Source organism: Paenibacillus sp. FSL K6-1122 (genome assembly GCF_037977015.1).
Taxonomy (GTDB): Bacteria; Bacillota; Bacilli; order Paenibacillales; family Paenibacillaceae; genus Paenibacillus; species Paenibacillus amylolyticus.
This window is the reverse complement of record NZ_CP150272.1, coordinates 6,128,153-6,143,240: the sequence shown is the minus strand read 5'-3', so window position 1 is coordinate 6,143,240 and position 15,088 is coordinate 6,128,153. Positions and strand designations below refer to the sequence as shown.

The following is a 15,088-nucleotide window of genomic DNA, read 5'->3' as shown; positions in this document are numbered from 1 at the left end:
AGAGGGGACATTTTTATTTTTTGAAATACTTCTAATACTGATGCGACATTCTGTGTCGTACCATGCCCTATATAATAACGGTGAACACACAAACCATATCGAAAAGAGGTTCACAACCATTGGCAAAAACCAAAAGAGGACGCGTTTTGTGGAGTCTTCCTTCCAGGGGCCGGGGAACATGCCCGGTGTGCAGCAGTACCCGAATTAAATTGTTGTATACGCAAACAAAAACAGACGGTACAAGTCTGAAAGTATGCAAGAAATGCTTCAAAGCCGTGCAATCCAGAGTGGATAAGGCACATGTATAACATAACTGGCCTGTTCTTCGGAACGGGCCATGTCTTTTGATATAATCGAATATATTAAGAATGGATGAGATGGGGGCGGGAAGATGAGTAACATGCATCGGATTCACTGGTTTGACGAACAGATTCGGGGTGGACGTTTTCCGAATAGCAGCTGGCTTGCCCGTGAATTTGAAATCTCCCGTCGTCAGGCTCAGCGTGATATTGAATATATGGCAAGTTCCTTGCGAGCCCCTTTGGTGTATATGGCAAAATATCGGGGCTATTGTTATGAGGATCAGACTTTTCGATTGCCCCATTTGTATATGACCGAAGAAGAGCAGCGTGTGCTGAAATATCTGGCGCATCGTTACCGGCATTACGATTATGATCAATCGGATGCGGTGAAACGTGTAGCGCATTTGCTGGAGCGTTTTACGTTGGAGGAACAACAGATGGGAAGTAGTGAGCTCCCAGTGTTTTCGGCGCAACCGAAGCAACTGCAATTCTTTGAATTGTTGTCCCATGCCATAACCGACTTGCGCAGAATACATATTCATTACAGGGATCATGATGGAGAACGGCAGTTTTCCTTGTGTCCATTAAAGATGATATCCCAGTTTAACGCCGATTACGTGGTGGGTTATGAAGCAGATCCTGTGCAGCAAGTGGCGATTCGCTTGGAGGGCATTGTTCATGTATCGATCTTGGATGAGAGATTTGAGTACAGGTCAGATACCCTCCTAGGTGGATGGGAAGAACCACTGCCTGTGCGTAAACCGTTTGTAGCTGAGGTTCGCTTGAAGGAATTGCAGCAAATGGACCTATGGCAAGGGTATCGTATCCAGGCTAGGCACGATCAGATTTATTCAATTGAATTTTATGACACGGATGCTTTCTTACAGCATTTGTTTATTAGCGAATGGGAGGAACTTTTGTCTCCTGGGTGGCTTAGACGCAAGCTTCAGCAAAGCGCAGAAGGATTAATTGACAGGCTCGCGATACAACGTAAGCAAAACGTGGAATAAAGCAGCATAGAGAGGAGAAGATCCGTCCTTGGCTGAGAATATTTTAGATAACCTCATCATGAAGCGGGAGTCCAAATCATACGTGGATAGTCTGCATGCGATACTAACCCATACGGGCCAGTTTCAAGGTTCCAAGGTTGTACTTGCCGGATATACGGGCATGGCTTTTAAGCTGTCGGTGCATCGCAGACTACTTCCCATGTCGGTTACAGCGTATGGACAATGGGGGGAAGCGCATCGTCCCGGAATTGATAACCTGGGGATATTCACGATCTGGGATGGGGGACGTACACGTCATTCCACGTTCGGTTATTACCAGCAGGATGCAGTGAACTGGGTGAGACGGAGTATTGATGAAGGCACTGGTGTGATTTACTGGATTCCTGAGTTCGGTGTTATTCATGGATATGATGACAGTGACCGCATCTTTTATGTGCAAGACGGATGGAGCAAGGAACCGCAGATTTTGCTATATGATAATTTCGGCTTGAACTTTACCGGATTTTGGTATTGTCAGGTGTTTGGTGATCAGGTCCGTATCCCTGAACAGCAGATGCTGCTGGAATCCCTGCGACTGGCGATTGAGGATTGGGATATTCCCTATCGTCTGTTACCTGATCAGAATATTACTTCAGGTAGAAAGGCATATGATGTGTGGGTGGAGGCCCTGCGGAGTGGGGATTTCGATGAAACCGGTGCAGGTTATATTTTGGAATCCTTCTGCCATTCGCGAACCGAAATAAGGATGTATTTGCAGGGTGTTCGAGGGATATGGAACGAACTGGACCAGGCTTGTGCATGTTATGAACAACTTGGGACGTTAATTGACCAAATGAAAGGATATATGGTTCAGCAGGAGAATAGATGTGTCTTGCGACCAGACACCACAGAAGATTTAGCACAAGTACTCGTGAAGGCGAAAGCACTGGAAGAGCAGGCCATTGATTATTTTCGAGTGATATCCAGGAAGTATCCTGACCGTAAAAGGTCCACTATACCACGGTGGGGAGCACATTCCGCACGATAGGATGAGAGGGGAAGGGAGTGAAGGATGATGGCGACAAAAGTAGTATTGCAGGACTGGCTTCAATCCCCGCAAGCTGCGAGTTTTGCTGATGAATATAGATCATGGAGCGGTGTGAGCGCATATACAGATGCGTTGTTTCGCATTTTATTACATAAACAGTGGACGGTTTTCCCACACCACATGATTGCAGGTATGACAGCAAGTGCATTCCGATTAGTGGTGGATCGGCGTCTGACGTCAGAGTCAATCTCCGCATACAATTGGATGGCAGAGAACTTTGTCGCAGCAGACTTCATTGGTGTGACAACGGGACAACATGGTGGATTTTCATTTGAACCGACTTTTCCGCTCTATCAGAAGCAGGCTCTGCTGGATATCAAAGCTTCCATTGACCGGGGCGTAGGTGCGATTCTCTGGCACGATCAATTTGTCATTGTTACTGGATATGATGATGTGGAACGGGTCTTATTCATCTGTGAAAGTCAAGGTGATGAAATCATTCGTCTGCCCTATGATTCGTTTGGTAGGAACAGTACACCCTACTGGTATTATCAGGTTCTGGAAGACTGTGCACCTATCGATTTATGGGAAGTCTGCAAGGAATCGTTAATCCAGGCCGTGTACAAATGGGAAACTCATGACTATATGCTGCCGCCCCAAGATTATGCCTGTGGGGCGGCTGCGTATGCCGCTGTTGCTGCTGCTTTGCAGTCAGGAACATATGACGCTGAACAAGCGGCAACTGTACTTCGCTATTATGCCAAATCAAGATTGGATATTGCCTCTTATGTTGCAGGACTTAAGCATCTGTCCATTCAAATGGACCAGGTCATAGACGAGTATGAGCTACTCGCAAACCTGTACACAATGATCATTGAGGAAATAGACAACTCCATCTCTTGGGATTCGAGAGAACCGGAATGTGTGCAAAGAGTAATTGAGCTTATCCGGAAGGCAGGGGCTACGGAACAACGTGCCATTGATGCCATTAAACATGTCTTTCCAGAGACGATAGGCAATCGTTTTAAGGATGTTGGATTAAGATGAATGGAGCATGATAGAGAAAATTGAAAAACTCAGCAGGAATAAAACCGGACAGGCGCAGCCGATCCGGTTTATTTGTATTGAACATATATGCACATCAACTCATGTGATCCACGCTAATCATAACTTTTACAAGAAAAAATAACCAAAATTTTAATTTTGGGGTAATCCAAATCCCCTCTTGTTCCGAATATTATATTAGATGGTCTTTTTTGGATGATGATATTCAAGGACAACAGGGGGCGGGAGTATGGTACATAATCCGGAAACCATTCAGGAATGTATCGAACATGCACGGCAAAGGCTCTACCAGATTGCAGCTCAATACCCGGAACTATGGCATCCGGAGGTTATTCGCCAATCCATGGTGCTGGATGAGTTAATTAATGAATATAACAATGCAACTCGCGGGAGAACGATCTCGAATCAACTGAAATCATGATCTTTCTGAACAAAGAATTCCAAGAAGGGATTCCGTGTGTTTGCCTTACTCTTTTACCGCCCCGAGCACAATCCCCTTTACGAAGAAACGCTGCAAGAACGGATATACGAGCAGAATCGGCAGAGCCCCAATAAAGATCTGAGCCGCGTTCACCGTACGTTGAGACATGTTCTGGAGCTGCGTTGCATCCACGTTCATGTTGGAGAAATCTTGCTGTACAATTATGGTCTGCATTAACGTGGCGAGTGGATATTTGGAAGCATCATTCATATAGATCAAACCGTCAAACCAGGAATTCCATTGACCTACCATGGTGAATAAGGAGATCGTGGCAATGGCGGGCATGGAAACAGGCAGATAGATTTTGAACAGGGTTGTGATATGGTTGGCTCCATCGATAAATGCGGCTTCTTCCAGCTCTTTTGGCACGTTGCGGAAAAAGTTCATCATGAGAATCAGGTTCCAGACAGCCACCGCTCCCGGCAAAATGAGAGCCCACATCGTATTCATCAATCCAAGCTTCTGGATCAAAATATAGGACGGAATCAATCCCCCGCTGAACAGCATCGTGAAGATGAAAAACCACGCATATAACGAACGTCCTTTAAAGTGCAGACTCTCCTTGGATAACGGATAAGCCGTCAGGAAAACAAGTGTCATACTGAGCAGTGTGCCAAGAACGGTACGTTGGACTGAAATCCAGAGTGCGCTGATAAAGTTACTGTTACCAAATGTTTTGGTATAGGCGTCCACCGTAAAATCAATCGGCCACAGTGTTACCAGATTGGCGGATGCTGCCGCTTTACCACTGAAGGAAACCGCCAGAATATGGACCAGCGGCAGGATGCACAGGATCGAGACGGCCGCGATGAATATCAGGTTAAAACCATTGAATATACGGTACCCGGTTGTTTTGTGATACACCTTGATTCCTCCTTTGCATTTTGCATAATTCGATTTGAATCGCTCGCGTGTATAAGATATAGACGAACTGAACCATTTCGATCTCTATCTTGCTTATTGAAAGTCGCTGTCTGGATTTATGCAAAATGCCCCTCAGAAAATACGGTAATTGGCGATTTTGTACGCCATCCGGTACGCAGAGATGACCAGGAACATCGCGACAAATGATTTGAATAGTCCAACAGCGGTGGCAAAGCTCATTTTGCCATTTAGAATCCCCATCCGGTAAACAAAGGTATCGATAATATCGCCTTTTTCATATACCAGCGGATTGTACAGGTTAAAGATCTGGTCAAAACCTGCATTCAGGATGTTGCCCAGCGATAACGTACCTACCACGATAATCATCGGTACGAGTGCAGGCAGGGTAATATGTAATGTCTGTCTAAGCCGTGTTGCCCCATCCACCTCCGAAGCCTCATACAATGCCGGGTTAATACCCGCCAGTGCTGCCAGAAATACAATCGTTCCGAATCCAAACTCCTTCCACACATCACTGACAACCACCGTTACACGGAACCAGTCGCCATCTCCCAGAAAAAAGATCGGTTCAACACCAGCCGCGGCTAAAACCTGGTTTACCAGCCCACCTTCCGGTGATAACATATCGAGCAGAATGCCGCCCAGGACAACCCAGGACAGGAAATGGGGCAGATACACCAAGGTCTGTGAGAAACGTTTGAACGTAGAGTTCCGAACCTCATTCAGCAAAATGGCGAACACCACGGGGGCCACAAGTCCGGCCACAATTTTCATCGAAGCAATCAGCACCGTGTTCCAGATGACCTGAACGCTGTCGGGATATTCGAACATGAACCGGAAGTTGTCCCAGCCCACCCATTTGGATCCAGTGAATCCCAGCCACGGTTTGAAATCTTGAAAAGCAATAATAATGCCGCCCATGGGCACATAGGCGAACAGTAAAGTGAGGAGTACAGCAGGCAGCAGCATCAGATGCAGCGGCCATGTGCGTTTGAAATTCCAGCGGGTACGTTTGCGTGAATGGGGTGTCATTTTTCGTACCGGCGTATTGGTTGTTAACGGTTGTTCCATAGCCATCAGGGTCCCTCCTTTATCTCGTCCAGCCCAGGCAACATGAGGCGAGCAAACCTCTGCACAGAGTGGAGCAACTGAATTATAGCAACGGAGAAGGGTCGACTATAGAACAACATTTCAATGCGGATGTTGAAATATTAACTTGTTGATGGAAACAGAGGTTTTCAAGTCACATGAAAACGGGAGAACATAAAATCATATAGAAATGTAAGGGTTTTCAATATAAAATAGGACTTCGGTGTAGAACGACTTCAAATTCAGGGACAGGGTGAAACAATGAAATTCACAGTATTTGCGAAGACGGTCATTCTTTTAATCTGCCTGCTCGTACCCATTCTGCTGCTCTATACATACGCGAATCAGGCAAATGTGGACATGGTCGTTGAAGAGAAACAACAGTCGAGTCTGAACCAGTTCAATTATTTCAGTTCGCAGGTGGATAAAAATATCGAGCAGCTCTCGCTGTATGGCCTGACATTGCTGCGAGATCCGAGTATCCTGCATTACCGTTACATGACGGACTCCACCAGCCAATATGAGAAGAACAGTATCTATCTGGATATTCTCGACAAATTATCGTTGTACCAGTCCACCAGCCGCTGGAAGAACGATATTACCATTGTCCTGCCACAAGCGGAACTTGTGTTATCCACCATGTCCAGCCGGACGGTCTACGATGAGAAGATGTTGACGTTCCCGCAACCTGGCCAATGGCAGCTGGAGAAGGGGAGTTTCACCTACTTTTTCACGGATAACTACGAGTGGAATGAAAAACCGATGAATACAGGCGTGCGAACGGTGATGGAGATTAATTTTGACCCGATGAACGTGGTTGCCATGTTGGATGATTTTAAAGAAACGCAGGGAGGAGATCCCTTCTTGCTGGTACCAGGTAACGATCCGTTGCTGAACCGTACGGCGGACCCCGAACTGGTCGAAGCGATCATGCGTGATATGCCTTTTAACGGGCCGGAGAGGGAAGGCAATCATCAATTGGAGGTGGGCGGTAAACAATATCTGGTCAGTTACGTGCACTCCAAACAACTGCAAGCGGTATACGTGAACCCTGTGGTATTGGATGATTTGCTGACCCCAATGGACAAGAGCCGAAATATGTTTATTACCTCCATTCTGTTACTGCTCGTGCTGAGTATCGGGGCCGCACTGCTTTTGTATCGAAAAGTTCAGGTGCCCATCCATCGCTTGATGAGAGGGCTACAACAGATTCGCAAAGGGCAGCTGTCCACACGGATTCCGGTCGATCACTCTCGTGATGAATTCGCGTATCTCACCCAGAGCTTCAACCATATGGCAGAGCAGATTCAGGAACTAATCGAGAAGGTATACGAGGAACGTATCCGCTCACGGGAAGCGACATTGAAACATCTGCAATCACAGATTAATCCGCATTTCCTGTACAATTGCCTGTTTTATATCAAAAATATGACCCAGCTCGGCAACCGTGAAGCCGTTATTGCCATGTCGCTAAGTCTGGGAGACTACTATCGCTACATTACGCGGGGCGAGAATGATATGACGACAGTAGAGGAAGAAATCCGGCTGCTGGACCATTATTTGTCCATTCAACAGATGCGGACCAACCGGCTGACCTACGAGATTGCCGTACCGCAGCAACTGATGTTGCTTCACATTCCGCGACTGCTCATTCAACCCATCGTAGAGAATGCGGTGATCCATGGCATTGAGCCGATGGAGGGCAGTGGGCATGTCGTCGTAACAGGGATGGCGGTACCCGAACATATTGAGGGTCGGACATATACAAGATATAGCCTGTTTGTTGACAATGATGGTGTCACGCTGACAGCGGAAGAGATTGCCGAATTGGAACGGGAGATCAATGAACCGATGGGTGAGGAGATTGGAACAGGCACATGGAATGTGCACCAGCGTCTCGTTACGCGATATGGGCTGTCGTCCGGGCTTCATTTTGGAGCGATTCCTTATGGTGGACTTAGTGTAGAAATTCGATGGTTTGAGGAGGAACAACCGCATGATGAATCTGATGGTCGTGGATGATGAACATTCGGCAGTAGAGTCGATCGCTGTCTCGATACCGTGGAGAGAACACGGGATTGGGCAGGTATTCAAAGCCTATTCAGTCAAAGAAGCTCTGGAACATATGGCATCACATCAGGTCCATATTATTATCACGGATATCCGTATGCCGGGTCTGTCCGGTCTGGATCTGGTCAGTCACATCAGGCAAAAGTGGGAACAGACCAAATGTATTATTTTATCGGGGCATGCCTCCTTCGATTATGCGAAGCAGGCGCTCAAACATGGGACAGTCAGTTACCTGCTCAAACCGGTCAGGGATGAGGAACTGATCGAATCCGTGCAGCAGGCAGCCGTGCAGATTCGCCTTGAGGGTGAGAAACAAATGCTGCATCAGCGGGCCATGTATTCAGTGAGGGAACATCTACCCGAGAAGCGGGCGGAGCTGATGAAGGATGTATTGTTAGGGCATAAATTTGCGGATGCTGAACTCGAAGGCAAGCTGGAGCAACTGGAGATCGGGTTCCGTCCACAGGATAAAATGCAACTGTTGCTCATCCGGTATGATGACCATCAACCTACACATAAAGCGTTTCGATTGATGAAGTACGCCATCTCGAATGTAGTGGAAGAGATCTACGGCAGTACCTATCATCTCTGCCATACGGATGATGCCTATGATGATCTGGTCTTCATGGCCAGTCCCAAACAAACTCAGGCCGAACCAGAAATGTTAATGGGCCGACTTGGAGAGCGGTTGATCCACAGTGTGAGGCAGTATCTGAACGCGACCATTTCCCTGTCCGTTAGTCGTATGGGGCGTTTCCCAGATCAGGTGTCGCAGCTATATCATCAAGCTGTGAGTGCACTTCGCAAGCAGGCCGAGGCGGGCAAAGGATTACATCTGAATGCGGCGGCGGGAACCAATGGGGCCACGTTGAAGTCTCTTGCAGCGCTGTATGAACCACCGGGTCTAACGACGTTACTGGAAGCGGGGCGCATGGAAGATGCACACCGTAAGATTGATCAGATCTTTACCGAACTGTCGAACAGTGTGTTCCCGGAGCATGTGTATGTGGCTTTTCATTATCTGGCGGCAGCATTCTCCTATATGGCTCATCGGGAAGGAAGGCAGTTAACCGAAGTGCTTGGCGAGCAATACCAGCAGCTGCTCAAGGATGGATATGGTATCTCGCTGCGTAGTCTGGAAACGTGGACTCGGTCTGTAATGCAGCAGTGGGCAGAGAGCACAAGCGATGCGGGACAGGATGCCGGATCAACGCTGATTCGGCAGGTGCAGCAATGGATTGACCATCATCTGGGTGAGGATCTATCGTTGCAGGTCATTGCCGGAGAGGTGCATCTGCACCCGGTATATCTGTCGAAAATGTACAAACAATCCACAGGTGAAGGCATTAGTGATTATATTATCCGTTCCAGAATGGAACGTGCGGTTCATTTGCTGAAACATACGGCGATGAAGATCTATGAAGTCGGTCAGGAAGTGGGGTACAACAACACGCCTTATTTCATTCAGGTGTTCCGCAAACATTATGGACTGACCCCGCAGGATTTTCGGAACGGTTAACAAATCAATATGAACATTGAAATTGTGATATATGTTTGCCTCCCCGGCTGCACTATCCTTTTCATGTAAGGTGCATTTGGCACATAAGGGTATCCAAGTTACCTGAGGAGGGGTTAGTTCATGTATAGAAAAATGATGACGGCATTGCTCGCAATCACGATGGTTGCTGTAACGGCATGTAGTTCGGGGGCCAAGGAAGAACCGGCGAAGGAAGCCGCTGCACCACTTGCTCTGCAAGATGGGAAGTATGAACCGGCGGTACAGATGAGTTATCTGCGGGCCTGGAATGATGACACGAAGTTCAAGAATGGAGAAACGGCCCAGAACAACGTGCATACCAAATGGGCCAAGGAACGGCTTGGCATCGATCTGACTACGCCATGGGCTGTATCGGTGACCAATGATGCATTTTACACGAAATTACGCTTGTCCCTGTCCGCTAACGAAGAACTGCCGGATATCGTCTCCATTCGGGGAGACTACAATCTGGTCCGGGAATTAATTGAGTCCGGCAAATTTGCCAATGCAGGCGAGTTGTTTGACAAATATGCTTCGGACACATGGAAACAGGCATCCGAATCAGCATCCGAGGAATGGTATCCATACATGTATGAGGGCGAGCGTTATGGCATTCCAATCTTCGATTATGCTTACAACGGCGATTCGGTCATGTTTATCCGGGAAGACTGGCTGAAGAAGCTGGGACTGGAAGAACCAAAAACCATGGATGAGCTGGTTACGGTCATGGATGCTTTTACGAATCAAGACCCGGATGGGAACGGCAAGAAAGATACGTATGGTCTGACCGTGGGCATGAAAAATGCGCTCAATACCTGGATGACGGAATCCGGCTGGATCTTCGGCATGTACAACACCATGCCTGGACAGTGGAATGATGCCGGAGATGGAACACTGCAATATGGCTCCATTCAGCCAGGTGTGAAGGAAGGTCTTGCAACGATGAAAGATTGGTTGTCCAAAGGTTACCTGCCCAAAGAAGCGGGTGTCTATGATGAGATCAAGGCAGCAGAACTGTTCACCGCAGGTAAAGCAGGCATTATCGTGGGACCACACTGGATGCCAAACTGGCCGATTGATGATGTGAAGAAAAATGTGGACGGTGCCACGTACAAGGCCATTGCTTTACCTACCGGGCCAACAGGCGAGAGCCACCAACATGGATCTGGTGCAAGTAACGGCGTTGTACTGATTAACAAGGATATGGCGAACCCGGAGATATTCTTCACGTATCAAAATTATCTATTCGACAACTTTGCTAATCCGGAAGTGGGCAGCGAGTTCGAACATGGCTTCGCGCAAGGATATGATTATGACATCGTGGATGGCAAAGTCGTTGGTGAAGCTGAAGTGAAGGACGGCGTATCACCACTCAAATATACGATTACGTATGATGGTGCACGGATTCCGAATCTCATGATGGATACGCTGGCGGAACTTGCGAAGGGCAAGGAACCGGAGACTCCTTTTGAGAAAAATACGAAGATTGCCAACAAACCGGAAGTATTTGTAGCCGCTGAGGTGGTCGTTGCGAATAAAGATAACGCCATTAAGAATAAGTTCACCGGGGCACCAACCGAGACGATGAAAATGAAGAAGGACGCAATCGACAAGTTGGAGAAAGATACGTTCAGCAAGATCATCTATGGTCAGGTAGGCATTGAGGAATTTGATGCGTTTGTGACGAAGTGGAAATCCATGGGCGGCGATGATATTACCGCCGAAGTGAACGAGTGGTATAAGACAGTTAATTAATTTACAAAGCAGGGGAGAACTGATGAATTCATCAGTTTACCCTGCTTTTTTAGTAGGCATTTTAATGACAAAAAACAACAAGGATAAGAAAAATAGAGCCTATGAAGTGGATACCAATAATCTATATATATTGAACTAAAACATTCACACGAGAACGAAGAGGGCAGAAATAACCTGAAGAAGCGAAGCTAAAAGCTTTCTGAAAGAAAGCTGCATCGGAAGCATAGTCTCGCCTTTATCCATAGATTTTTACCTTTGTAAGAGTGAATGAAAAAAATCTGGGGATAACAGTGATCGGAAGGTTGTTCTGTCATTGGAGTGGTAAGTGTGAATAACCTTTAGTTCAATCTATATCGTACAGATCGATTATGACTCGTAGCGGACAAAAGTTACTTGTTTTCCTAGAATCACATTCTCAACCTTCCATCCGGCATTTAACCAGGATAGTGCCTGTGTATGATTATTGGAATTATTCACCCACCATTGTTCGCGATTATACGCTGTAGGGGGTAACGTAAATCCGAGAATCTCCTCAAGCTCTGCATATGTAAGGGTGATTGAAACTTGATTCAAATAGTTTTCCAAGGGGAAGTATTTGCTGTAGCTCATTTAGTCAGACCTCCTGAAAAGGAATACAATGATTATACAACGTGGGGATGACGATAGCGAGGGCATACCGAGAGCGTACATAGTTATGAAAAAAAAGGAATCCGTAGATCTCTTTGACTAGCGAACAACCGTGCGTAAGCCTTATTGTTCCGATTGTACTTGAGAGAGTAAAATAATAGGTAATATGCGAACATCAATACGTATTTATAACATAGATACCTCGGACTAATCCGGGATGAATAGAGGTTCAAGTGTAGTTGGTGAACTTTAGATGCATGGGAAGGCAGGAGATTAGATGAGTACACTTTATGATCAGGCGATGGAAGAGATGATGACGACGATCCATGAATGGTTTGATGAACAGGAAAAGCGGGATGACTTGGAAAGTGTTGTGAAGCGAACCACGCTGCAAATGGGTATTTTTAATGATATTGTGCTGGATTACAGACCTGGACGGACCACGGTAGACAGCCTAGATCTGGGTTTGGATGATGATGATGATGTGAAATCAAAGCAGGCAGGAGCCTTTACCGAGGAACAGGTACGGAACGAGATCGGGCCTAAGCTTGTTGAGGTTGTTCAGGAAAGATTGGACAAGCTGGCAGATACTCCGTTGATTGACTACCGCTTCACCTTGCGAGGGAAATTCCCAACAACCGAAGGTAAGCTGCAACTGACTTTATTGGAATGGATAAACGAAGAGAAAAGAAAGCTGCTCCTTGATCGTATTCATACCTATGTAGACAAGAATCTGGAGAACAGTACATATCCAACGAAGCCATTGGAATCCTTCTTTTTGACAAGTCATCTGCTCGATCCAAAGCTGTTCCCTGAGTTGGATGTAGCATGGACCACCAGACAGTATGACCGGATTCAAGAGTTGAATCAGGGTCGTCCGGAGGCACTTGCGGAACATCGTGCTGAGATAACTCGTGCGGTGACGGCATGGGCGGAGAATCAGTTTTTGCCACAGTATTATGATGTTCAGTCTTCGCCTTATCGTACCAATGAGTATTCACTAAAGCCCGGAGCAACGCTGGAGTCGAACGTTGAGACACAGGAAGGCCAACATTTGGACGAGCCTGGGAAGGCGCAAACATCCGAAACTCAACCAATCGATCTGCTATTATACGCGGCGGTCATGATTCTACGTTTTGAGCCCAGTTATAGCAAATCCAAAGGTCTGACTTTCTTGGAGCTCGCGAAGCAACTCGGTAGCAAACGTGCAGCAAGCATGATGACAGAAGGTAGCGGGACGTATGCGAAGGACGATATTCATGTGAAAACGGAAGAAGTAGAATGCAAAGCAAATGATGTATTTGCTCTGATGACCATTCACATTCGTAAGGAAGAGCCGGGTGCCTATCAGCAGGCACTTACCTTTATCACTCATTTATTGAAACAGGGCTTTCCGAAAAGTTATAAGATCAAGCTCAAGTCCAGCGTAAAGCAGTATTTGCCGATCAAAGGACTTGCGAAGTCGGATACCCACCGATTCTTTGCCAATGCACTGGAGTACCCGGAGTTGCATCCACTTCTGGAAGAGTATGCGCGTGAGGCTATCCAGGAGTTTGAGTTCTACGAGGATACCGAGGGAGAGAAAAGCTGTATGCCGGGCAGTTATGCAACCTTTGGACTGGGGCTTGTGGATGAGCAGTATTTCCCGTTGGTTGAATATTACATGGGTGAAGTGGATGATGAGCATCAGTTGATTCAGGATAAGTTCATTGCGGCATTTGTAGAACAACAGGGTGTCACGGCTCAAGCCATACCTGCGTTAGTCGCCAGCTTGCGTCGTTCGACCGATAGTCTGAAGCTGAAGATTCAGCCCGAACTGGAGAATGAGGAAATACTCGAACTGCTGGTTAGACAAATTCAAGAACTTGAGTATTATGAAGCGGAACGTGTACTCTATCCGATCTTTGGCAAAGTGGAGAAGCTCTCAACGCTTGCTCGCAAGGCCGAGGGAAGACGGAAGGAATTATTGATGGAACTTTTGCAGGCCGCAGAGAAATAAAAATGTAAACAACACAAGTAAGATTGTGCTGTGCCAGCCAGTAAAGCATTTTAGAAAAGTGAATGTGCATAAGGAGGGTGGAGAAAGTTATGGAAGCATTGAGACGAGACATCTGGCAGGGGTTGAATGCTCAGGACAAAGAGGCTTGGATGCGTAAGCTTGTTCGTCAGTTACCAGACGGTATGGTATATGAGGGTCTCGAGACATTTGAACGGTTTGGTCAGCGAATAGAGACAGGTGTATTTACGGAGGATGGGCTGAGATTTGTGTTTGTGCCTGGGGATCAAGTAACACTCGGCTGGGATCGTTGGCAGCATGGTATGAACGAAGAGACATCAGCCGACCTGCATGAAACGGTCAGTGAGTATGGTGTGGAGGACGTGGATTCTTTTCTGGCGAGTCAAATGTCGCCTGTAAGAACGGTCAACATTGCGCCGATGCTTGTTGAATGCGAACTGATCTCACTTGGCTGGATTGAAGTGTCCAAGGAGGAAGCATTTGCACAGGAAAATCCTGATTTCCCTTCAGCACTGGAGCAGTTTAAGCAGTCGGAGATCCGTGAATATGAACTGCATCAACAGTTTCGTCTGATTCGCCAAAGTGAGAATGAAGTCCGAATCCTGTGGTTCAACGAAGGAATAGAGTTGGAAGACGTTGTGAGGGAGGAAGCTGCGGCGGGTTTTGGTTTGCTGACTGAAGACGAATGGGAGTATATCTATGGCGGCGGTTGTCGCACGTTATTTCCCTGGGGTGACAGCTTCGACTATACGATGAGATTGAAGCACTTTGGAAGTCTGGAAGGCGTGGATGAAATTGTGGATGGATCAGCAGAGACGGCCTCTTCACGTGTTGAAGAAAAGGATGATTGTCCCTATGATCTGGAACTGCCAAATTTCTTCGGAGTGCAATTTGCCGGTGATCCCTACAAGTATGAGCTTACACTGGATTCGGTTGGAGATGTGATGCCCAAAGGCGGAGACGGCGGTAGCCTGATATGTGGCGGTACAGGACCGCTGGTTGGTTTCATGCCTGCTGCTGCGGTCTATTATCGAGACATGAATGCCAGCGAACTTGACTGGGAGGATTTGATGGATGCGATGATGTATCGCAGGGTTGTTCGTTTAACGGAAATGACACTGTAATTATGACGAAACGTATCTATCAAGCTATAGTTGCATATACAGATGGGGAAGAGCCCTTTGTTGCAAAGCTTGAGCATACAAAAAACACATCAAATCAGC

At 46.9% G+C, this 15,088-nt stretch carries 13 protein-coding genes; 10 read left to right on the top strand and 3 right to left on the bottom strand.

Annotated elements, in window-relative coordinates; translation table 11 throughout:
* Positions 1-119 precede the first annotated feature (119 nt).
* The 5 genes from NSQ20_RS27605 to NSQ20_RS27585 all read left to right on the top strand — a co-directional run bounded on the left by NSQ20_RS27605 (position 120) and on the right by NSQ20_RS27585 (position 3,825).
* On the top strand, positions 120-308 hold the full coding sequence (locus tag NSQ20_RS27605) for a hypothetical protein (protein ID WP_074096524.1): 189 nt from the start codon (positions 120-122) through the stop codon (positions 306-308).
* Positions 309-391: 83 nt separating this feature from the next.
* A complete protein-coding gene (locus tag NSQ20_RS27600) occupies positions 392-1,312 on the top strand; it encodes a WYL domain-containing protein (RefSeq protein ID WP_340031235.1) in 921 nt (306 codons plus the stop codon).
* Positions 1,313-1,340: 28 nt separating this feature from the next.
* Positions 1,341-2,339 carry a hypothetical protein gene (locus NSQ20_RS27595; protein ID WP_340031234.1) on the top strand — a complete coding sequence of 333 codons (999 nt, stop codon included), beginning with the start codon at positions 1,341-1,343 and terminating at the stop codon, positions 2,337-2,339.
* Positions 2,340-2,363: 24 nt separating this feature from the next.
* On the top strand, positions 2,364-3,386 hold the full coding sequence (locus NSQ20_RS27590) for a hypothetical protein (RefSeq protein ID WP_340031233.1): 1,023 nt from the start codon (positions 2,364-2,366) through the stop codon (positions 3,384-3,386).
* Positions 3,387-3,633: 247 nt separating this feature from the next.
* Positions 3,634-3,825, top strand: coding sequence for an aspartyl-phosphate phosphatase Spo0E family protein (locus tag NSQ20_RS27585; RefSeq protein WP_036606805.1), 192 nt, complete (start codon positions 3,634-3,636; stop codon positions 3,823-3,825).
* 45 nt (positions 3,826-3,870) lie between these two features.
* On the opposite strand, the gene NSQ20_RS27580 is transcribed toward NSQ20_RS27585, so the two are convergent.
* On the bottom strand, positions 3,871-4,749 hold the full coding sequence (locus NSQ20_RS27580; protein WP_036606808.1) for a carbohydrate ABC transporter permease: 879 nt from the start codon (positions 4,747-4,749) through the stop codon (positions 3,871-3,873).
* Positions 4,750-4,881: 132 nt separating this feature from the next.
* Positions 4,882-5,802 carry an ABC transporter permease subunit gene (locus tag NSQ20_RS27575; RefSeq protein ID WP_340033067.1) on the bottom strand — a complete coding sequence of 307 codons (921 nt, stop codon included), beginning with the start codon at positions 5,800-5,802 and terminating at the stop codon, positions 4,882-4,884.
* A gap of 318 nt (positions 5,803-6,120) precedes the next feature.
* Between NSQ20_RS27575 and NSQ20_RS27570 the strand changes: the two genes are divergently transcribed.
* The 3 genes from NSQ20_RS27570 (at position 6,121) to NSQ20_RS27560 (ending at position 11,221) form a co-directional block, all read left to right on the top strand.
* Positions 6,121-7,881 carry a histidine kinase gene (locus tag NSQ20_RS27570; protein WP_076319695.1) on the top strand — a complete coding sequence of 587 codons (1,761 nt, stop codon included), beginning with the start codon at positions 6,121-6,123 and terminating at the stop codon, positions 7,879-7,881.
* A complete protein-coding gene (locus NSQ20_RS27565; RefSeq protein WP_340031232.1) occupies positions 7,856-9,448 on the top strand; it encodes a response regulator in 1,593 nt (530 codons plus the stop codon). Before NSQ20_RS27570 ends, NSQ20_RS27565 begins: the two co-directional genes overlap by 26 nt.
* A 120-nt stretch (positions 9,449-9,568) precedes the next feature.
* The gene (locus NSQ20_RS27560; protein ID WP_076328860.1) at positions 9,569-11,221 is read left to right on the top strand and encodes an extracellular solute-binding protein; all 1,653 of its coding nucleotides are present in this window, start codon (positions 9,569-9,571) and stop codon (positions 11,219-11,221) included.
* A 366-nt stretch (positions 11,222-11,587) separates the two neighbouring features.
* Here the strand turns inward: NSQ20_RS27560 and NSQ20_RS27555 are convergent, their stop codons facing one another.
* Positions 11,588-11,830, bottom strand: coding sequence for a hypothetical protein (locus NSQ20_RS27555; protein WP_340031231.1), 243 nt, complete (start codon positions 11,828-11,830; stop codon positions 11,588-11,590).
* A gap of 295 nt (positions 11,831-12,125) precedes the next feature.
* Between NSQ20_RS27555 and NSQ20_RS27550 the strand changes: the two genes are divergently transcribed.
* Positions 12,126-13,847: a DUF6138 family protein gene (locus NSQ20_RS27550; RefSeq protein WP_340031230.1), complete on the top strand. Its 1,722-nt coding sequence runs from the start codon at positions 12,126-12,128 to the stop codon at positions 13,845-13,847.
* Between the two features lie 89 nt (positions 13,848-13,936).
* Positions 13,937-14,989, top strand: a complete 1,053-nt coding sequence (locus NSQ20_RS27545; RefSeq protein ID WP_340031229.1) for a hypothetical protein — start codon at positions 13,937-13,939, stop codon at positions 14,987-14,989.
* Positions 14,990-15,088 lie beyond the last annotated feature (99 nt).

Coding starts and splice junctions, on each gene's coding strand:
- NSQ20_RS27555 (WP_340031231.1), bottom strand. CDS start 11,830: ATGAGCTACAGCAAATACTTCCCCTTGGAAAACTATTTGAATCAAGTT.
- NSQ20_RS27550 (WP_340031230.1), top strand. CDS start 12,126: ATGAGTACACTTTATGATCAGGCGATGGAAGAGATGATGACGACGATC.
- NSQ20_RS27575 (WP_340033067.1), bottom strand. CDS start 5,802: ATGACACCCCATTCACGCAAACGTACCCGCTGGAATTTCAAACGCACA.
- NSQ20_RS27590 (WP_340031233.1), top strand. CDS start 2,364: ATGATGGCGACAAAAGTAGTATTGCAGGACTGGCTTCAATCCCCGCAA.
- NSQ20_RS27545 (WP_340031229.1), top strand. CDS start 13,937: ATGGAAGCATTGAGACGAGACATCTGGCAGGGGTTGAATGCTCAGGAC.
- NSQ20_RS27560 (WP_076328860.1), top strand. CDS start 9,569: ATGTATAGAAAAATGATGACGGCATTGCTCGCAATCACGATGGTTGCT.
- NSQ20_RS27570 (WP_076319695.1), top strand. CDS start 6,121: ATGAAATTCACAGTATTTGCGAAGACGGTCATTCTTTTAATCTGCCTG.
- NSQ20_RS27600 (WP_340031235.1), top strand. CDS start 392: ATGAGTAACATGCATCGGATTCACTGGTTTGACGAACAGATTCGGGGT.
- NSQ20_RS27585 (WP_036606805.1), top strand. CDS start 3,634: ATGGTACATAATCCGGAAACCATTCAGGAATGTATCGAACATGCACGG.
- NSQ20_RS27565 (WP_340031232.1), top strand. CDS start 7,856: ATGATGAATCTGATGGTCGTGGATGATGAACATTCGGCAGTAGAGTCG.